This is a genomic window from Streptomyces sp. NPDC001796 (assembly GCF_042892355.1).
Lineage (GTDB): Bacteria > Actinomycetota > Actinomycetes > Streptomycetales > Streptomycetaceae > Streptomyces.
The window spans coordinates 33,677-52,754 of record NZ_JBIAUC010000024.1; the positions used below are offsets into that span (position 1 = coordinate 33,677).

16 protein-coding genes and 1 riboswitch are annotated in these 19,078 nt (G+C 73.8%); of the genes, 13 read left to right on the top strand and 3 right to left on the bottom strand.

Going from position 1 to position 19,078, the window contains the following annotated elements:
- Positions 1-62: 62 nt before the first annotated feature.
- Both ACFYZE_RS31860 and ACFYZE_RS31865 read right to left on the bottom strand, forming a co-directional pair.
- Positions 63-371, bottom strand: a complete 309-nt coding sequence (locus tag ACFYZE_RS31860) for a hypothetical protein (protein ID WP_389001743.1) — start codon at positions 369-371, stop codon at positions 63-65.
- Positions 272-547: a DUF397 domain-containing protein gene (locus tag ACFYZE_RS31865; RefSeq protein ID WP_389001746.1), complete on the bottom strand. Its 276-nt coding sequence runs from the start codon at positions 545-547 to the stop codon at positions 272-274. Before ACFYZE_RS31865 ends, ACFYZE_RS31860 begins: the two co-directional genes overlap by 100 nt.
- Positions 548-688: 141 nt before the next feature.
- Positions 689-762, top strand: a riboswitch (cobalamin riboswitch).
- A 120-nt stretch (positions 763-882) separates the two neighbouring features.
- Here ACFYZE_RS31865 and ACFYZE_RS31870 point away from each other — a divergent pair.
- Genes ACFYZE_RS31870 through cobI form a run of 7 tightly spaced genes read left to right on the top strand, consistent with a single transcriptional unit; the run spans position 883 to position 11,792 of the window.
- Positions 883-1,839, top strand: coding sequence for a cobalamin biosynthesis protein (locus ACFYZE_RS31870; protein WP_389001749.1), 957 nt, complete (start codon positions 883-885; stop codon positions 1,837-1,839).
- Positions 1,836-3,368: a cobyric acid synthase gene (locus ACFYZE_RS31875; protein WP_389001752.1), complete on the top strand. Its 1,533-nt coding sequence runs from the start codon at positions 1,836-1,838 to the stop codon at positions 3,366-3,368. Before ACFYZE_RS31870 ends, ACFYZE_RS31875 begins: the two co-directional genes overlap by 4 nt.
- Positions 3,365-7,018: a cobaltochelatase subunit CobN gene (gene cobN / locus ACFYZE_RS31880; protein ID WP_389001755.1), complete on the top strand. Its 3,654-nt coding sequence runs from the start codon at positions 3,365-3,367 to the stop codon at positions 7,016-7,018. Before ACFYZE_RS31875 ends, cobN begins: the two co-directional genes overlap by 4 nt.
- A complete protein-coding gene (locus ACFYZE_RS31885) occupies positions 7,015-9,000 on the top strand; it encodes a putative cobaltochelatase (protein WP_389001758.1) in 1,986 nt (661 codons plus the stop codon). Before cobN ends, ACFYZE_RS31885 begins: the two co-directional genes overlap by 4 nt.
- Positions 9,000-9,608 (top strand): cob(I)yrinic acid a,c-diamide adenosyltransferase, encoded by a 609-nt coding sequence (gene cobO, locus ACFYZE_RS31890; RefSeq protein ID WP_389001761.1) that lies wholly within the window; start codon positions 9,000-9,002, stop codon positions 9,606-9,608. Before ACFYZE_RS31885 ends, cobO begins: the two co-directional genes overlap by 1 nt.
- Positions 9,609-9,612: 4 nt before the next feature.
- The gene (locus ACFYZE_RS31895) at positions 9,613-11,046 is read left to right on the top strand and encodes a cobyrinate a,c-diamide synthase (RefSeq protein ID WP_389001764.1); all 1,434 of its coding nucleotides are present in this window, start codon (positions 9,613-9,615) and stop codon (positions 11,044-11,046) included.
- Positions 11,043-11,792, top strand: a complete 750-nt coding sequence (gene cobI, locus ACFYZE_RS31900; protein ID WP_389001767.1) for a precorrin-2 C(20)-methyltransferase — start codon at positions 11,043-11,045, stop codon at positions 11,790-11,792. Before ACFYZE_RS31895 ends, cobI begins: the two co-directional genes overlap by 4 nt.
- An 11-nt stretch (positions 11,793-11,803) precedes the next feature.
- On the opposite strand, the gene ACFYZE_RS31905 is transcribed toward cobI, so the two are convergent.
- On the bottom strand, positions 11,804-12,652 hold the full coding sequence (locus ACFYZE_RS31905) for a ZIP family metal transporter (RefSeq protein ID WP_389001770.1): 849 nt from the start codon (positions 12,650-12,652) through the stop codon (positions 11,804-11,806).
- A 95-nt stretch (positions 12,653-12,747) separates the two neighbouring features.
- Here ACFYZE_RS31905 and cobM point away from each other — a divergent pair, with 95 nt between their 5' ends.
- From cobM to cobC, 6 genes are read left to right on the top strand one after another with little or no spacing between them, the layout of a single operon-like run.
- The gene (gene cobM, locus ACFYZE_RS31910; RefSeq protein WP_389001773.1) at positions 12,748-13,566 is read left to right on the top strand and encodes a precorrin-4 C(11)-methyltransferase; all 819 of its coding nucleotides are present in this window, start codon (positions 12,748-12,750) and stop codon (positions 13,564-13,566) included.
- Positions 13,563-14,804: a precorrin-6y C5,15-methyltransferase (decarboxylating) subunit CbiE gene (cbiE, locus tag ACFYZE_RS31915; RefSeq protein WP_389001775.1), complete on the top strand. Its 1,242-nt coding sequence runs from the start codon at positions 13,563-13,565 to the stop codon at positions 14,802-14,804. The genes cobM and cbiE overlap by 4 nt, the downstream gene beginning before the upstream one ends.
- A complete protein-coding gene (cobJ, locus tag ACFYZE_RS31920) occupies positions 14,801-16,471 on the top strand; it encodes a precorrin-3B C(17)-methyltransferase (RefSeq protein ID WP_389001777.1) in 1,671 nt (556 codons plus the stop codon). Before cbiE ends, cobJ begins: the two co-directional genes overlap by 4 nt.
- Entirely contained in the window at positions 16,468-17,058 is a 591-nt protein-coding gene (locus tag ACFYZE_RS31925) for a precorrin-8X methylmutase (protein ID WP_389001780.1), read from the top strand. The genes cobJ and ACFYZE_RS31925 overlap by 4 nt, the downstream gene beginning before the upstream one ends.
- On the top strand, positions 17,055-18,014 hold the full coding sequence (locus ACFYZE_RS31930; protein ID WP_389001783.1) for a sirohydrochlorin chelatase: 960 nt from the start codon (positions 17,055-17,057) through the stop codon (positions 18,012-18,014). Before ACFYZE_RS31925 ends, ACFYZE_RS31930 begins: the two co-directional genes overlap by 4 nt.
- Positions 17,971-19,077 carry an Rv2231c family pyridoxal phosphate-dependent protein CobC gene (cobC, locus tag ACFYZE_RS31935; RefSeq protein WP_389001786.1) on the top strand — a complete coding sequence of 369 codons (1,107 nt, stop codon included), beginning with the start codon at positions 17,971-17,973 and terminating at the stop codon, positions 19,075-19,077. The genes ACFYZE_RS31930 and cobC overlap by 44 nt, the downstream gene beginning before the upstream one ends.
- Position 19,078 lies beyond the last annotated feature (1 nt).

A 19,078-nucleotide genomic window follows, 5' to 3' on the forward strand; every position in this document is an offset into this window, starting at 1 on the left:
GGTGTCGCTGCGAGTCACCCCCGCAGCGGTGTCGCTGCGGGGGTTTCCCACGTTCCCGAGGGTCAAGGGGTCCGCGAGTCGCGTTGCCGGACGGCCGCCGTCGCCCGGCCCAGGACGCGGAGACGCTCCGTGACCGGGGTGAGGCCCCACCACAGCCCCGCGCAGGCGGCGGCCGCGAGGGTGACCACCAGCCATACGAGGGCCCGCGCCGGGCTTCCGGGCACCAGCAGCGCCGCCAGGGCACCGATGCCGACCGCGAACATCCCCGTCGTCAGGGAGAAGAGCGCCAGCGGGGCCGCCGCCGCCAGCGAGGGGTGCGGCGCGTGGGGACCTCCCGCGCCTGCCGAGAATTCCTTGGCCCTGTCCCCCATGTGGGTCCCTCCCGTCCTCTGGACGGTTCGCTCGGACGCCGTCCACTGCCGGGTTTCTCGAGTTCGGCCAGCAAAGCACACCCCGCCGTACGGCGAAAGACGAGCACCGGACCGGTGCGCCGTTTCGAGTCACGCGCCGGAACGCGCGCCCGTGGACGGCCCACTTCGACCGCCACTTCGCAACGAAAAGCGCTATTCGGGCAACTGACGCGTTTTCAGTGGTGTGGGACTCGGCACACCGCAGCGTCGCAGGTCAAGAGCAAGTTGACGGCTGTTCTGGGCGCGTGGTGGACTGCCGGAGCCAGTACGGCGGCAGGAGAGGAAGCCGGTGCGAGTCCGGCGCGGTCCCGCCACTGTCACCGGGGAAGCACTCCCCGGGAGCCAGGAACTCTCGCCGCCGGTCTCGTCGAACCAGGGCGTGGACACCCTGAGTGAGGACATATCGCCATGCGCGGCTGCCGATTGAGGTTCTGTCACCGGGCCCTGTCCGACCGCACGGTCGGCTGAGCCGATGGGTGCCGATCGCGTCTTCGCGTACGGCGCCGCCGCCGGTCTCCTCGGTGACCTCCTGCTGGGCGATCCACGCCGCGGGCATCCGGTCGCCGCGTTCGGACGGGCCGCGGCGGCCGTGGAACGGGTGCTGTGGCGGGACCACCGCGGGTGGGGCGCGCTGCACACCGCCGTCTGCGCCGGGGGTGCCGTGACACTGGCGGCGCTCACCGCGTCCGCAGTCCGTCCCTCCCGTACCGCCGCCACGGCCCTGACCGCCGCCGCCACCTGGGCGGTGGTCGGGGGCACGTCGCTCGCCCGGGAGGCACGCGCCATCGGGCGCGCCCTGGAGGCGGGGGACGTCGAGGCCGCGCGCGCCCGGCTGCCGCATCTGTGCGGGCGGGATCCGCAGGCGCTGGACACGGACGGGATCGCCCGGGCGGTCGTCGAGTCCGTCGCCGAGAACACCTCCGACGCCGTGGTGGGCGCGCTCACCTGGGGAGCGGTCGCCGGGGTGCCCGGTCTCGTGGGTTTCCGCGCCGTCAACACGCTCGACGCCATGGTCGGGCACAAGTCGCCCCGTTACCGGCGCTACGGATGGGCCTCGGCACGCCTCGACGACGTGGCGGGATGGCCGGGGGCACGGCTCACGGCCGTTCTCGCGGCAGCGGCGGGCCCCGATGTGCGGGGCGCGGTGCGCGCCTGGCGTGCCGACGCCGCGAAGCACCCGAGCCCCAACGCCGGGCCCGTGGAGGCGTCGTTCGCGGGCGCCCTGGGTGTGCGGCTGGGCGGGACGCTGTCGTACGGGGGGCGCGTGGAGCATCGGCCCGTTCTCAACGCGGCGGGACGCGCCGTCCGTACGGACGACATCGAGCGGGCCGTACGGCTCTCCCGGCGCGTGGGCGGGCTCGCGCTCGGCATCACGGTCGCCGGGCGCCTGGTGGCCCGAAGGCTTCTCGCGAAGGGACGGACGTCATGAGCGGCGGACTCCTCGTCGCCGGTACCACCTCCGACGCCGGCAAGAGCGTCGTCACCGCCGGGATCTGCCGCTGGCTCGTACGGCGGGGGGTCAAGGTCGCGCCGTTCAAGGCGCAGAACATGTCCCTGAACTCCTTCGTCACCCGCGAGGGCGCGGAGATCGGGCGGGCGCAGGCCATGCAGGCCCAGGCGTGCCGCATCGAGCCGACCGCGCTGATGAACCCCGTGCTGCTCAAGCCGGGTGGCGAGCAGAGCAGCCAGGTCGTGCTGCTGGGCAAGCCGGTCGGTGAACTGAGCGCGCGCGGGTACCACGGGGGGCGGCAGCAGCGGCTCCTCGGCACCGTGCTGGACTGCCTGGCCGAGCTGCGGGGCACGTATGACGCGGTGATCTGTGAGGGGGCCGGCAGTCCGGCGGAGATCAACCTGCGGCGCACCGACATCGTGAACATGGGGATCGCCCGCAACGCGCGGCTGCCCGTCCTCGTCGTCGGCGACATCGACCGCGGCGGCGTCTTCGCGTCCTTCTTCGGGACGGTGGCGCTGCTCTCGCCCGAGGACCAGGAACTCGTCGCCGGGTTCCTGGTCAACAAGTTCCGCGGGGACGTCAGCCTGCTGGAGCCGGGCCTCGACATGCTGCGGGGCCTCACCGGGCGGCGCGCCTACGGCGTCCTGCCGTTCCGGCACGGGCTCGGGATCGACGAAGAAGACGGGCTCAGGGTGTCCCTGCGGGGCGCGGTCCGTGAGTCCGAGGTGACCGCCCCCGTCGGCGAGGACGTGCTGCGTGTCGCCGTCTGCGCCATCCCTCTCATGTCCAACTTCACGGACGTGGACGCGCTGGCCGCCGAGCCGGGTGTGGTCGTCCGGTTCGTGGACCGGCCGGAGGAGCTGGCGGACGCGGACCTCGTGGTGATCCCGGGGACCCGGGGAACCGTCCGCGCCCTGGAGTGGCTGCGCGAGCGCGGCCTCGCGGACGCCCTCGTCCGAAGGGCCGCGGAAGGGCGGCCGATCCTCGGCGTCTGCGGCGGCTTCCAGATCCTCGGCGAGCACATCGAGGACGAGGTGGAGAGCCGCAGGGGGCACGTCGACGGGCTCGGAGTGCTGCCCGTGCGGGTGCGGTTCGCCCGCGAGAAGACCCTCACCCGGCCGGCGGGGGAAGCCCTCGGCGAGCCCGTCGAGGGGTACGAGATCCATCACGGGGTCGCCGACATCACCGGCGGCGACACGTTCATCTCCGATGACGAAGGACACAGCCTGGACGGCTGCCGGGTCGGGCAGACCTGGGGCACCCACTGGCACGGGTCCCTGGAGTCGGACGGCTTCCGGCGGGCCTTCCTGCGCGAGGTGGCCGCCGCCGCGGGCCGCCGCTTCGTGCCGGCTCCGGACACCTCGTTCGCCGCGCTGCGCGAGGAGCAGCTCGACCGGCTCGGCGACCTGATCGAACAACACGCGGACACGGACGCGCTGTGGCGGCTCATCGAGTCGGGCGCGCCGCAAGGACTGCCTTTCATCCCCCCGGGAGCGCCCGCATGAGCACAGTGTTGTTGTTGTCGACCGCCGACACCGATCTGCTGGCGGCCCGTGCCTCCGGCGCGCCCTACCGGATCGGCAACCCGACCCGGGTGGATGTCGCCGAGGAGCTTCCGGGACTGGTCGAGGGCGCGGACATCGCCGTCGTGCGCCTGCTCGGCGGCAAGCGCGCCTGGGAGGACGGGCTGGCCCGGCTGAAGGCGTCCGGCATCCCGACCGTGCTGCTCGGCGGGGAGGCCGTCCCCGACGCCGAGCTGATGGCGGAGTCCTCCGTACCGGCCGGTGTCGTGGCGGAGGCGCTGAAGTACCTGGTCGAGGGCGGCCCGGCCAACCTCACCGAACTCGCCCGGTTCCTGTCCGACACGGTGCTGCTGACCGGCGAGGGCTTCGAGGAGCCGCGGAAGATGCCGGAGTACGGCGTCCACGGCGAGCGCCCGTTCACCGAGGGCCGCCCGACCGTCGGCGTGCTCTTCTACCGGGCCCACGAACTCAGCGGCAACACCGCCTTCGTGGACACCCTGTGCGACGCGATCGAGGCGCACGGCGCCAACGCCCTCCCCGTGTACTGCGGTTCGCTGCGCGGCGCCGACGACGGGCTGTACGAGATCCTCGCCGAGGCCGATGCGCTGGTGGCCACGGTCCTGGCGGCCGGCGGCACGCACGCCTCTCAGGCGTCGGCCGGTGGTGACGAGGAGTCCTGGGACGTCGGCGCGCTGGCCGAGATGGACGTCCCGGTGCTGCAGGGGCTGTGCCTGACCTCCTCGCGCGCCGCGTGGGAGGCGTCCGACGCCGCCCTGTCCCCCATGGACGCGGCGATGCAGGTCGCCATCCCGGAGTTCGACGGCCGTCTGATCACGGTCCCGTTCTCGTTCAAGGAGCAGGGTCCGGACGACGTCCCGGTGTACGTCGCCGACCCGGAGCGGGCCGCGCGGGTCGCCGGGATCGCCGTGCGCCACGCGCGGCTCAAGCACAAGCCGAACGCGGAGAAGAGGATCGCGCTCGTCTTCACCGCATACCCGACCAAGCACTCGCGAGTCGGCAACGCGGTCGGTCTGGACACCCCCGCGTCGGCGGTACGGGTGCTGGACGCGCTGCGGGACGCGGGATACGGCCTGACCGAGTACCCGGCGGGCGGCGACGAGCTGATCCACCGCCTCATCGAGGCCGGCGGTCACGACGTGGAATGGCTGACCGAGGAGCAGTTGGCCGCCGCTCCCGCGCGCGTGCCGCTGGCCGACTACCGGTCGTGGTTCGAGAAGCTCGACCCGGAGCTGAGGGACGCCATGACCGAGGCGTGGGGCGAGCCGCCGGGCTCGCTGTACGTCGACGGCGACGACATTGTGCTCGCCTCGCTGCAGTTCGGGAACGTCGTGGTCATGATCCAGCCGCCGCGCGGCTTCGGCGAGAACCCGATCGCGATCTACCACGATCCCGACATGCCGCCGTCGCACCACTACATGGCGGCCTACCGCTGGCTGGAGAACAGTTTCGGCGCAGACGCGATCGTCCACATGGGCAAGCACGGGACGATGGAGTGGCTGCCCGGCAAGGGCCTCGGTCTCAGCGGGGGATGCGCGCCGGACGCCGTCCTCGGCGACCTGCCCCTCGTCTACCCCTTCATCGTCAACGACCCCGGCGAGGGCACCCAGGCCAAGCGGCGCGGCCACGCCACCGTGGTCGACCACCTCGTACCGCCGATGGCGCGTGCCGACACCTACGGCGACCTGGCCAAGCTGGAACAGCTCCTCGACGAGTACGCGCTGGTCTCCGACCTGGACCCGGCGAAGGCACCGGCCGTGCGCGCCCAGATCTGGACGCTGGTCAAGGCGGCCGAGCTCCACCACGACCTGCACGTGGACGAGCAGCCGGACGACGACGAGTTCGACGAGTTCGTCATGCACATCGACGGCTATCTGTGCGAGATCAAGGACGTGCAGATCCGCGACGGCCTGCACATCCTGGGTGGCGGCCCGGTCGGCGAGCCGCGCGTCAACCTGGTGCTGGCCGTGCTGCGCGCCTCGCAGGTGTGGGGCGGGCAGGCGAACGCGCTGCCCGGTCTGCGGGCCGCGCTCGCTGAGCACTTCGGCCTGGTCGAGAAGGAGCTGCTGGCGGAGCCCGGCGCTCCGGTGAAGGTGCCGGTGGAGCTGACGGACCTGGTGGAAGGCCCGTCCCGTACGGCGGCGGACGCGATCGACCTGCTGGAGCAGCTGTGCCGGCGGATCGCGGAGGGGATGGAGGCGCGCGGCTGGCCGGCCTCCGAGAGCGGTGCTCTCGTGCGGGAGGTGCTGGGCACCGAACTCGCCGACGCCGTCGCGGTGCTGGAGTTCGCGTGCACGGAGGTCGTGCCGCGTCTCGCCCGCACCACCGACGAGATCGGCCACATCCTCAAGGCGCTGGACGGCGGTTACGTTCCGGCGGGCCCGTCCGGCTCGCCGACCCGAGGGCTCGTCAACGTCCTGCCGACCGGCCGCAACTTCTACTCGGTCGACCCCAAGGCGATTCCCTCCCGCCTGAGCTGGGAGGTCGGTCAGTCGCTCGCCGACTCGCTGGTCGCCCGCTACCTCCAGGACACCGGCGAGTACCCGAGGTCCGTCGGCCTGACGGTCTGGGGAACCTCCGCGATGCGCACCCAGGGCGACGACATCGCCGAGATCCTGGCCCTGCTCGGCTGCCGCCCCGTCTGGGACGACGCCTCGCGCCGCGTGACCGGGTTCGAGGTGGTCCCGCTGGAGGAGCTGGGCCGCCCCCGTATCGACGTCACGGTCCGCATCTCCGGGTTCTTCCGGGACGCGTTCCCGCACGTCGTCGGTCTGATCGACGACGCGGTGCGCGCGGTGGCCGAGCTGGACGAGCCCGCCGGGGAGAACTTCGTGAAGGCGCACGCCGACGAGGACACCGCCGAGCACGGCGACCGGCGGCGCGCCACGGCCCGTGTCTTCGGCTCCAAGCCGGGTGCGTACGGCGCCGGTCTGCTGCCGCTGATCGACGCCCGCAACTGGCGCTCCGACGCCGACCTGGCCGAGGTGTACGCGGTGTGGGGCGGCTACGCGTACGGGCGCGGGCTGGACGGGCGGGCGGCGCGCGGGGACATGGAGACGGCGTTCAGGCGCATCGCGGTCGCCGCGAAGAACGTCGACACCCGCGAGCACGACCTCGTCGACGCGGACGACTACTTCCAGTACCACGGCGGCATGGTCGCCATGGTGCGGCACCTCACCGGTGCATCCCCCGAGGCGTACGTCGGCGACAGCGCCGTACCCGACCAGATCAAGACCCGCACCCTCGGTGAGGAGACCCACCGCGTCTTCCGCGCCCGCGTGGTCAACCCGCGCTGGATGGCGGCCATGCGGCGGCACGGCTACAAGGGCGCCTTCGAGATGGCGGCGACCGTCGACTACCTGTTCGGGTACGACGCCACGGCCGGGGTCGTCGACGACTGGATGTACGAGAAGCTCAGCGCGGAGTACGTCTTCGACGCCGAGAACCGCGACTTCATGAAGAAGTCCAACCCGTGGGCGCTGCGCGGCATCACGGAACGGCTCCTGGAGGCCGCCGACCGTGGCCTGTGGGCCGAGCCGGACGCGGACACGCTGGAGCGGCTGCGCGCCACCTATCTGGAGCTGGAAGGCGACCTGGAGGGCGACGAGAAGTGAGTACCCCGTTTCCGTTCACGGCCGTCGTCGGCCAGGACGACCTGCGGCTCGCGCTGCTGCTGAACGCGGTCTCGCCGGCGGTCGGCGGTGTGCTGGTGCGCGGTGAGAAGGGCACCGCCAAGTCGACGGCCGTGCGCGCCCTGTCCGCGCTGCTGCCTGAAGTGGCGGTCGTCCCCGGGTGCCGTTTCTCGTGCGACCCGGCCGCACCGGATCCGTCGTGCCCGGACGGACCGCATGAGGCCGGGGCGGGGGTGTCCCGTCCGGCCCGCATGGTGGAGCTGCCCGTCGGTGCCTCCGAGGACCGGCTCGTGGGCGCCCTCGACATCGAGCGGGCGCTGGCGGAGGGCGTGAAGGCTTTCGAGCCGGGCCTGCTCGCCGACGCGCACCGCGGCATCCTGTACGTGGACGAGGTCAACCTCCTCCATGACCACCTCGTCGACCTGCTCCTGGACGCCGCCGCGATGGGCGCCTCGTACGTCGAGCGCGAGGGCGTCTCCGTGCGGCACGCGGCGCGTTTCCTGCTCGTGGGCACCATGAATCCAGAAGAGGGCGAGCTGCGCCCGCAGTTGCTCGACCGGTTCGGGCTGACCGTCGAGGTCGCCGCCTCCCGCGAACCCGACCAGCGCGTGGAGGTCGTCCGGCGGCGGCTCGCCCACGACGACGACCCCGCCGGTTTCGCGGCGCGCTGGGCCGAGGAGGAGGCCGCCGTACGGGCCCGCATCGTGGCCGCGCGCGAGCTGCTGCCGTCCGTGCGGCTCGGGGACGGTGCGCTGCGGCAGATCGCCGCGACCTGCGCCGCGTTCGAGGTCGACGGCATGCGCGCCGACATCGTGATGGCGCGTACGGCGACCGCGCTGGCCGCCTGGGCCGGGCGGACCGACGTGCTCGCGGAGGACGTACGGCAGGCAGCGCTGCTCGCGCTGCCGCACCGCAGGCGGCGGAACCCCTTCGACGCGCCGGGCCTCGACGAGGACAAGCTCGACGAGACGCTGGAGCAGTTCGGGGATCCCGGTGAGGACGACGACCCGGATCCGGACGGGCCGGGCGGGGGTGGCGGCCGGCCGCCGCAGGACGGTCCCGCGGGCGACGGTGACACGCCGGCGCAGGCCGAGCCCGGCGAGGGCGGCCCGTCGCAGACCTCCGGTGCCGGCGAGCAGGCACCCGCACGCGCCTCCGAGCCCTTCCGTGCGAAGGTGCTGACCGTGCCCGGGCTCGGGGACGGCGCCGCCGGGCGGCGTTCGCGGGCGCGGACGCCGCACGGGCGGACCACCGGGGCCCGACGGCCCCAGGGCGCGCTCACCAAGCTGCACCTGGCGGCGACCGTGCAGGCGGCGGCGCCTCATCAGCGGGCGCGCGGGCGGTCGGGGCCCGGGCTCGTGGTGCGCCGGGACGATCTGCGGCAGGCGACCCGGGAGGGGCGCGAGGGCAACCTCGTGCTGTTCGTGGTGGACGCCTCCGGCTCGATGGCGGCCCGGCAGCGGATGAGCGCGGTGAAGGGCGCCGTGCTGTCACTCCTGCTGGACGCCTACCAGCGGCGCGACAAGGTGGGGCTCGTGACCTTCCGCGGCTCGGCGGCCGAGGTGGCGCTGCCGCCGACCTCGTCGGTGGACGCGGCGGCGGCCCGCCTGGAGTCGCTGCCCACCGGGGGCCGTACGCCGCTGGCCGCCGGGCTGCTGAAGGCGCACGACGTGCTGCGGGTGGAGCGGCTGCGGGATCCGGCGCGGCGGGCGCTCGTGGTCGTGGTGACGGACGGACGGGCCACGGGTGGTCCTGAACCGGTCGCTCTGGCCGGGCGGGCGGCCCGGCTGTTCGCGGCCGAGGGGATCGCCTCGGTGGTCGTCGACTGCGAGTCGGGACCCGTGCGGCTCGGGCTCGCCGGGCGCCTCGCGGGTGAGCTGGGCGGTACGGCGGTGACGCTCGACGAGTTGCGGGCGGACTCGATCGCCGGACTGGTGAAGGACGTGCAGAGGAGGGCCGCGTAATGCCGCAGGGACAGCCGAGTGTCGTACCGGACGACGGACTGACGACCCGTCAGCGCCGCAACCGTCCCCTCGTCGTCGTGCACACGGGCGTCGGCAAGGGCAAGTCGACCGCGGCCTTCGGGCTGGCGCTGCGCGCCTGGAACCAGGGGTGGCCGATCGGGGTGTTCCAGTTCGTCAAGTCGGCGAAGTGGAAGGTCGGCGAGGAGAACGCGCTCAAGGTGCTGGGGGCGTCCGGGCAGGGCGGGACAGTGGACTGGCACAAGATGGGCGAGGGCTGGTCCTGGGTCCAGCGGGACCTCCAGGGTGACAACTCGACCAACGAGGAGAAGGCCCGCGAGGGCTGGGAGCAGGTCAAGCGGGACCTGGCCGCCGAGACGTACCGGCTGTACGTGCTCGACGAGTTCGCGTACCCGATGCACTGGGGCTGGGTCGACACCGACGAGGTCGTCGACGTGCTCCGCAACCGGCCCGGCACCCAGCACGTGGTGATCACCGGGCGGAACGCGCCGGAGAAGCTCGTCGGCTTCGCGGACCTCGTCACCGACATGTCCAAGGTCAAGCACCCGATGGACGTGGGCCAGAAGGGCCAGAAGGGCATCGAGTGGTGACCTCGTGCTGAAGTCCTCCTCCTCGTCCGTGCCCCGGCTGGTCATTGCCGCGCCTTCCTCCGGCAGCGGCAAGACCACCGTTGCCACGGGGTTGATGGCCGCGTTCGCCGGGCGGGGGCTCGCCGTGTCCCCGCACAAGGTCGGGCCGGACTACATCGACCCCGGGTACCACGCGCTCGCCACCGGGCGCGTGGGGCGCAACCTCGACGCGTACCTGTGCGGACCGGATCTTGTCGCTCCGCTTTTTCTGCACGGGTCGCGGGGGTGCGACCTCGCCGTCGTCGAGGGTGTGATGGGGCTGTACGACGGTGCGGCGGGCGAGGGTGAACTGGCGTCCACGGCCCAGGTGGCGAAGCTGCTGCGGGCACCGGTGGTGCTCGTGGTCGACGCGTCGGCGCAGTCGCGGTCGGTGGCGGCTCTCGTGCACGGGTTCGCCTCGTGGGATCCGGAGGTGCGGGTCGGGGGCGTGATCCTGAACAAGGTCGGGTCCGATCGGCACGAGGAGCTTCTCCGGGAGGCGCTCGATTCGGCCGGGGTGCCCGTGCTGGGGGTGCTGCGGAGGGCTCCGCAGGTCGACACGCCGTCGCGTCATCTGGGGCTGGTGCCGGTAGCCGAGCGGCGGGCCGAGGCGGTGGAGGCGGTTGCGGCCATGGCCGCGCAGGTCTCCGACGGGTGCGACTTGGATGCGCTGATGGGGCTGGCGCGGAGTGCGGGTGCCCTGTCGGATGCGACTTGGGATGCGGCTGAGGCCGTATGGGGGTCGCCGCCGCCCCTTACCTCCTCCGACCTCTCGGCTTCGCTCGAGCAGGGGGGAGCGCCCTCCGCCCCTGGGAGGGGACCGGTGGTCGCCGTTGCCGGAGGCGCGGCCTTCACGTTCTCCTACGCCGAGAACACCGAACTGCTCACCGCCGCCGGCGCCGAGGTCGTCACCTTCGATCCGCTCCGTGACGAGCAACTGCCCGACGGCGCCCGCGGCCTGGTCATCGGGGGCGGCTTCCCGGAGGTGTACGCCTGCGAGCTGTCCGCCAACGAGCCGTTGCGCAAGGCCGTCGCCGAGCTGGCGTTCAGCGGTGCGCCCGTCGCCGCCGAGTGCGCCGGGCTGCTGTACCTGTGCCGGGAGTTGGACGGGCAGCCCATGTGCGGGGTGCTCGACGCCACCGCCCGGATGACGGAGCGGCTGACCCTCGGCTATCGCGACGCCGTGGCCGTCGGTGAGAGCGCGCTCGCCGCGGCGGGGACCCGTGTGCGGGGGCACGAGTTCCACCGGACCGCCGTCGAGCCCGGCGCTGGGGCGGCTCCCGCCTGGGGGGTGCGCGCTCCTCGGCCGCGCGTGGAAGGTTTTGTGCAGCAAGGGGTGCACGCGAGTTATCTGCACACGCACTGGGCCGGTGCGCCCGGTGCGGCCCGTCGGTTCGTGGAGAGGTGCCGGACGTCATGAGCAGCAGGCTGATCGGAGTCGGGGTGGGCCCCGGCGACCCCGAGCTGGTGACCGTCAAGGGCGTCAACGCTCTGCGCGCCGCCGATGTCGTCGTCGTACCCGTGATGGCTGCGTCTGATGGAACAGATGTGGGCGAGCGGGGGCGCGCCGAGGCGACCGTGCTGCACTACGTGCCCGAGGAGAAGGTCGTCCGCGTCGTCTTCGCGCTCAACGAGCGGACCGACCGGGCGCGGCGCGAGGCCGCCTGGGACGCCGCCGGGGAGCGGGTCGCCCGGCTGCTCCGGCGGCACGCGGCCGTCGCGTTCGCCACCATCGGCGACCCCAACGTGTACTCGACGTTCACGTACCTCGCGCAGACCGTACAGGAGCTCGTGCCCGGAACCGCCGTCGAGACGGTGCCCGGCATCACCGCCATGCAGGACCTGGCCGCACGGTCGGGTGCCGTGCTGACCGAGGGCACCGAGCCGCTCACGCTCGTGCCCGTCACGGCCGGTTCCGGCGTTCTCAAGGAGGCGCTCGCCGGTCCCGGGACCGTCGTCGCGTACAAGTTCGGGCGGCAGGCGCGGGAGGTCGCCGAGGCGCTGCGGGAGACCGGGCGCATCGAGGACGCCGTGTGGGGGTCCGCGCTCGGGCTCCCGGAGGAGTCCATCCGCCCGGCCGCCGACCTCGACGGCGGTTCGCTGCCCTACCTCTCCACCCTCATCGCGCCCGCCCGGCGCGACGGCACCCGTGGCGGCAAGCTGTGACCGGAGGCGGATCAGCCCGCGAGGCCCACCACCAGCCAGATGAAGGCCGTGCCCGCCACCGTGCACAGCAGGGTCGAGTGCGCGGGGTGCTCGTGGTGGGCCTCGGGCAGGATCTCGGCCGCGGCGAGGTAGAGAAGTACGCCGCCGAAGAGGCCGAGGTAGCCGCCGAGGAACCACTCCGGGATGGCGAGGAACGCGGTCGAGGCCGCGCCCAGCACGGGCGCCAGCGCGTCCGCGAACAGCATCGCGACCGCCTTGCGGCGCGCGTTGCCGTACAGGCTGGTGAGGGTGAAGGTGTTGAAGCCGTCCGCGAAGTCGTGGGCGATGACGGCCAGCGCCACCGCGAGGCCCATACCGCCGCCCACCTGGAAGGCCGCACCGATCGCCACGCCGTCCATGGCGCTGTGACCCACCATGGCGGCCGCCGCCGTGAGGCCCACCTCGGGCGCCCGGTGCTCGTGGAGCCGCGGGGGCGCCTCGGAGGCGAGCGGACGGCCGCGCGGAGGCCCGGAGGGCAGAGCACGGTCGTCCGCTCGACGCCGGCTGAAGCGCCCCGGAGGCGGAACCATGTACACGTCGTGCTCGTCCGCCCCGTGTCCCGCCCGGCGCGCGGCCAGCAGCCGCTCCACCAGGTGGGCCAGCAGGAAGCCGCCCACGAACAGCAGCAGGGCCGCCGGCACGCCGAAGACCTCGGTGCCCGCGGCACGCAGCGCCTCCGGCGGCAGGTCGAGGCCGACCACACCGAGCATCAGTCCGCCGGCCAGGCCCAGGACCAGATGGCGACGGTCGGTCACGCGCTGTGCCGTCCAGCCGCCGGCCAGCGTCATCAGGAACGCGCCGAGCGCGACGAAGACCGCCATGTGCCCTTGCTATCCGATGAGGCCCCCGTCGCGCACATCCGGCCCCGATTCCGCCCGCACACATCGTGACATTCCGTACGAGAGGACCTGAACCCATGGCCGATGCCCCCACCGGCAAGGTGACCTTCGTCGGTGCCGGCCCCGGCGCCGCCGACCTGTTGACGTTCCGTGCCGCGCGCGCCATCGCCGAGGCCGATGTCGTGATCTGGGCGGCCAGCCTGGTCCAGGCGGAGGTCCTGGAGCACGCGCGTGCGGACGCGGAGGTCCTGGACTCGGCGACCATGTCGCTGGAGGACGTCGTCGCCGTGTACCGGCGGGCGTACGCGGAGGGGCTGAAGGTCGCCCGCATCCACTCCGGCGACCCGGCCCTGTGGGGCGGCACCCAGGAGCAGCTCGACCGGTGCGCGGAGATCGGTATCGCGACCGAGGTCGTCCCCGGCGTCTCCTCCTTCTCCGCCGTCGCCGCGCTCGCCCGGCGCGAGCTGACGATCCCCGAGGTCGCGCAGTCCGTGGTGCTCACCCGGCTCGGCGGCGGCAAGACGCCGATGCCACCCGGCGAGGAGGTGCGCGAGTTCGCCCGGCACGGCACCACCATGGCGATCTTCCTGTCGGCGGCGCGGAGCGGGCAGCTGGTGCGGGAGCTGCTGGAGGGCGGCTACCCGACGACCACCCCGGTCGTGGTCGCCTACCAGGCGACATGGCCCGAGGAACTGGTCGTGAAGTGCACGATCGGCACGCTGGAGGAGACCGTCAAGGAGCACAAGCTCTGGAAGCACACCCTCTTCCTGGTCGGCCCGGCGCTGGAGGCGCAGGGCACGCGCTCGCACCTCTACCACCCCGGTCACTTCCACGGCTACCGCAAGGCCGACCCCGAGGCCCGCAAGGCCCTGCGCACACGGGGTGCGAGCACGTGATCACTGTCGTCGGCACGGGCACGGGGGCGCCGCTCGACGAGGAGGTCCTCGCGGGGGCGGACCTCGTCGTGGGCGGGCGGCGGCATCTGGACGCCGCCCGGTCGCCCGAGGGCGCCGAGCGGATCGTGCTCGGGCCGCTGGCGCCCGCGCTGGACGCCATCGAGCGGTACCTGGACAAGGAGCGGCGGGTCGTCGTGCTCGCCTCCGGCGATCCCGGGTTCTTCGGCATCGTGCGGGCGCTGGGCGAGCGGTTCGGGCCGGACCGGCTGGATGTGCGACCCGGCGTGTCGTCGGTGGCCGGTGCTTTCGCGCGGCTCGGGCTGACCTGGGACGACGCGGTGGTGGTCAGCGCGCACGGGCGCGAGATGCGCACCGCAGTGAACGTCTGCCGGGCGCGTCCCAAGGTCGCCGTGCTGACCGGGCCCGGAGCCGGTCCCGCCGAGCTGGGGGCGGCGCTCCGCGACGGTTGCACCGACCGGGTCCTCGTCGTCGCGACCGCGCTCGGTGACCCGGGGCATGAGCGGGTGGAGCGGGTGACGCCCGCCGAGGCGGCAGAACGCGACTGGGGGGCGGCGGTGAGCGTGGTGCTGTGCCTGGACGAGGCGCGGGCGCCGGGGCCGGTGCGCACGGTCGCGGGGGCGCCCCCGGGTCCCTCCGCATGGGCCCTGGACGAGAGCGCCTTCGCACACAGGGACTCGATGATCACCAAGTTCGAGGTGCGCGCCCTGGCCCTGGCCCGGCTCGGGCCCCGGCTCGGCGATCTGGTCTGGGACGTCGGCGCGGGCTCCGGCTCGATCGCGGTCGAGTGCGCACGGCTGGGCGCCGCCGTCACCGCCGTCGAGAAGGCACCCGACGGGGTGGAGCGGATCCGCGCCAACGCGACCGCGCACGGCGTGGACGTGCGGGTCGTGCACGGGACCGCACCGGACGCGCTCGACGAACTCGACGACCCCGACGCGGTGTTCGTCGGCGGCGGCGGACGCGAACTGCCCGCCATCGTCAGCGCGTGCGCGCGACGCGCCCGGCGGGCGGTGGTGGTCGCCATGGCGGCACTGGACCGCGTACCCGCGGCGCGCGAGGCGCTCGTCACCGCCGGGTTCTCCTGCGACGGCGTCCTGCTGCAGTCCTCGCGCCTCGCGCCGCTGCCGGGCGACGTGACCCGGCTCGCGGCGACCAACCCTGTTTTCCTGCTGTGGGGCACGCGGACCCCGGCACTGCACGAAGGAGTAGCGAAGTGATCGGCCTCATTTCCGCCACCGCGGCGGGGGCGGCTGCGCGGGACCGGCTGGCCGCGGCGTGGCCGGACCGTACGCGGGTGTACGACGGGCCCGTGAAGGACGCCGTGCGGACCGCCTTCGCGGAGTGCGAGCAGCTCGTGTGCTTCCTGGCGACGGGGGCGGTCGTACGGCTGATCGCGCCGCTGCTGGGTGAGAAGGCCTCCGACCCGGGTGTGGTCTGCGTCGACGAGGGCGGGCGGTTCGCGGTGTCCCTCGTGGGCGGGCACGCCGGCGGCGCCAACGAACTCGCCCGCGCAGTGGGCGGGGTGCTGGGCGCGGAACCGGTCGTGACGACCGCCACGGACGCCGTGGGGCTGCCCGGGCTGGACACCCTCGGGTTCCCGGTGGAGGGCGATGTCGCCGCGGTGTCGCGGGCGTTGCTCGACGGCGAGCCGGTGGCGCTGGTTGCGGAGGTGAGCTGGCCGCTGCCGCCGCTGCCCGTCGCCGCCGAGGGGGCGTACACGATCCGGGTCACCGACCGTGCCGCCGAACCCGCCGAACGGGAGGTCGTACTGCGGCCGCCCACCCTGGTCGCGGGCGTCGGCGCGTCCAGGGGTGCCCCGGCCGATGAGGTGCTGGGGCTCGTCGAGGGCGCGCTCCGGGACGCGGGGCTCTCCGGGGCGTCGCTCGCCGAACTCGCCACCGTCGACGCCAAGGCGGAGGAGCCCGGCATCGTCGAGGCGGCGCGGCGGCTCGGCGTTCCGCTCGTGACCTACGCCGCCGAGGAGTTGGCGCAGGTCGACGTGCCCAACCCGTCCGAGGCACCGCTCGCCGCCGTCGGCACACCGTCCGTCGCGGAGGCCGCGGCCCTGGTGGGCGGCGGCGAACTCCTCGTGCCCAAGCGGAAGTCGGCCATGGCCACCTGCGCGGTCGGGCGGCGGCCGGGGCGCGGACGGCTCGCGGTCGTCGGGCTGGGGCCGGGCGCCCGGGACCTGCTCACACCGCGCGCGCAGCAGGAACTGCGGCGCGCGTCCGTGCTCGTCGGCCTCGACCAGTACGTCGACCAGATCCGTGACCTGCTGCGGCCCGGCACCAGGGTCCTGGAGTCGGGGCTCGGCGCCGAGGAGGAGCGGGCGCGCACGGCGGTCGCACAGGCGCGCAAGGGGCATGCCGTCGCGCTGATCGGCAGCGGGGACGCCGGGGTGTACGCGATGGCGTCGCCCGCGCTCGCCGAGGCGTCCGACGACATCGACGTGGTCGGGGTGCCCGGCGTCACGGCGGCGCTCGCGGCCGGGGCGATCCTGGGCGCGCCGCTCGGCCACGACCATGTGTCGATCAGCCTCTCCGACCTGCACACGCCGTGGGAGGTCATCGAGCGGCGGGTACGGGCCGCGGCCGAGGCCGACCTCGTGGTCACCTTCTACAACCCCCGCTCCCGGGGCCGCGACTGGCAGCTGCCGAAGGCCCTCGCGATCCTCGCCGGGCACCGGGAGCCGACGACACCGGTCGGTGTCGTACGCAACGCGTCGCGGCCGGACGAGTCCGGTCGCCTCACGACCCTGGCCGAACTGGACCCGGCGACGGTCGACATGATGACGGTCGTGACCGTGGGCAACACGGCGACCCGTGAGATCGCGGGCCGCATGGTCACGCCGCGCGGATACCGCTGGCAGGAGGAGGCGAAGTGAACCGTGTGGTGCACCCGATCGAGCAGGAGTCCTTCCGGCGGCTGCGCGCCCGCCTCGACACCTCGCACCTCCCGCCGCTGACCCGGGCGGTGGTGGAGCGGGTCATCCACTCCGCCGCCGACCTCGACTACGCCACCGACCTCGTCATGGACGAGAGCGAGTTGGAGAAGGCGCACACGGCGCTGCACACCGGGGCGCCGGTGGTGGTGGACGTGGAGATGGTCGCGGCCGGGATCACACGCCGCGAGACGGTCTGCCGCCTGAAGGACGCCAGGTCGGGCCCCGGCATGACACGTTCGGCGCACGCGATCCGGCTGGCGTACGAGGACGTCGGCCCGGGCGCCCTGTGGGTGATCGGCTGCGCGCCGACCGCCCTGGAGGAGCTGCTGAAGCTGGACGCCTCCCCCGCACTCGTCATCGGTCTGCCCGTCGGTTTCGTCGGCGCGGCCGAGTCCAAGGCCGCGTTGCGCGAGAGCGGGCTGCCCGCCGTGAGCAACGTGTCCGAGAAGGGCGGTTCGGCGGTCGCCGCCGCCGCGCTCAACGCCCTGCTGTACCACCCCGTTCCGAAGTTCGAGGAGACATCGTGACCACCCCGCCGCCCGCCCTGCTCATCGCCGGCCACGGCACCCGGGACGAGGCCGGAGCCGAGGCGTTCCGCGACTTCGTTCGGGAGCTGGGGCGCCGCCACCCCGACCTGCCCGTCGCGGGCGGCTTCATCGAGCTGTCGCCGCCGCCGCTGGGCGAGGCGGTGACCGAGCTGGTGGAGCGGGGGGTGCGCCGGTTCGCGGCCGTGCCGCTGATGCTTGTGTCCGCCGGACACGCGAAGGGGGACATCCCGGCGGCGCTGGCCCGGGAGAAGGAGCGGCACCCGGGCATCTCGTACACCTACGGGCGCCCGCTCGGCCCGCACCCTGCGCTGCTGTCGGTGCTGGAGCGGCGTCTGGACGAGGCGATGGGCGGGGCGGCTCGCACGCCGGAGGAGCGCGCCGAGGTGACGGTGCTGCTGGTGGGCCGTGGCTCCACCGATCCCGACGCGAACGCCGAGGTGTACAAGGCGGCGCGGCTGCTGTGGGAGGGGCGCGGGTACGCGGGCGTGGAGACGGCGTTCGTGTCGCTGGCGGCGCCGGACGTGCCGAGCGGCCTCGACCGGTGCGCGAAGCTGGGTGCGAAGCGGATCGTCGTCCTGCCGTACTTCCTGTTCACGGGGATCCTGCCGGACCGGGTGCGGCAGCAGGCGGAGGAGTGGGCGGCGGCGCATCCGCAGGTCGAGGTGCGGTCGGCGGACGTCATCGGGCCGGAGCCGGAGCTGCTGGACCTGGTGATGGAGCGGTACCAGGAGGCGCTGAAGGGGGATCTGCGGATGAACTGCGACTCGTGCGTGTACCGGATCGCGCTGCCCGGCTTCGAGGACAAGGTGGGGCTGCCGCAGGAGCCGCACTTCCACCCGGACGACGACGGGCACGCGCACGGTCACGACGACGGGCATCACCATCATGGTCATGGACACCACCACGGGGGGCACGCGCACTCCCATGCGCACTGAACGGGACGGAGCACAGCACGACCTGCGGCACCACGGGGACGCCGAGGTCCGTGACGGCGGGGCGGGACTGACCGACCTCGCGGTGAACGTGCGCGCGGACACGCCGCCGGCGTGGCTGCGGGAGGTGATCGCCGAGTCGCTGGGCGGGCTCGCGGCCTACCCGGACGGGCGGGCGGCGCGGGCGGCGGTGGCGGAGCGGCACGGGGTGCCGGCCGAGCGGGTGCTGCTGACGGCGGGGGCGGCGGAGGCGTTCGTGCTGCTCGCCCGCGCCCTGAAGGTGCGGCGGCCGGTCGTGGTGCACCCGCAGTTCACTGAGCCGGAGGCGGCGTTGCGGGCCGCCGGGCACGTGGTGGGGCGGGTGCTGCTGCGGCAGGCGGACGGTTTCCGGCTGGATCCGGCGCTGGTGCCGCAGGACGCGGACCTGGTGGTGATCGGGAATCCCACGAACCCCACGTCCGTCCTGCACCCCGCGTCGGTGATCGAGGAACTGGCCCGCCCGGGGCGGGTGTTGGTGGTCGACGAGGCGTTCATGGACGCGGTGCCCGGGGAACGGGAGGCGCTGGCGGGCCGGACGGACGTGCCGGGCCTGGTGGTCCTGCGCAGCCTGACCAAGACCTGGGGTCTGGCGGGGCTGCGCATCGGCTACGTCCTGGCCGACCCCGGGACGATCGCGCGACTGGAGCGGGCACAGCCGCTGTGGCCGGTGTCGACACCGGCGCTCGCGGCGGCCCAGGCCTGTGTGTCGCCGCGGGCGCTGGCGGAGGCGGCGCACGCGGCGCACCGGGTGACGGCGGATCGCGCGCATCTGGTGGCGGGGCTGCGGGAGTTCGGGCCGGACGGGTTGTATGTGGCGGAGCCCGCGGAGGGGCCGTTCGTGCTGGTCCGCCTGGCGCGTGCGGCTGCCGTGCGGCGGAATCTGCGGGACCTGGGCTTCGCGGTGCGCCGCGGGGACACGTTCCCGGGGCTGGGCGAGGAGTGGCTGCGGCTGGCGGTACGGGACCGGGTGACGGTCAACCGCTTTCTGCAGGCGCTGGACCGGGCGGTGACGCTGGCCGCGCGGTGAG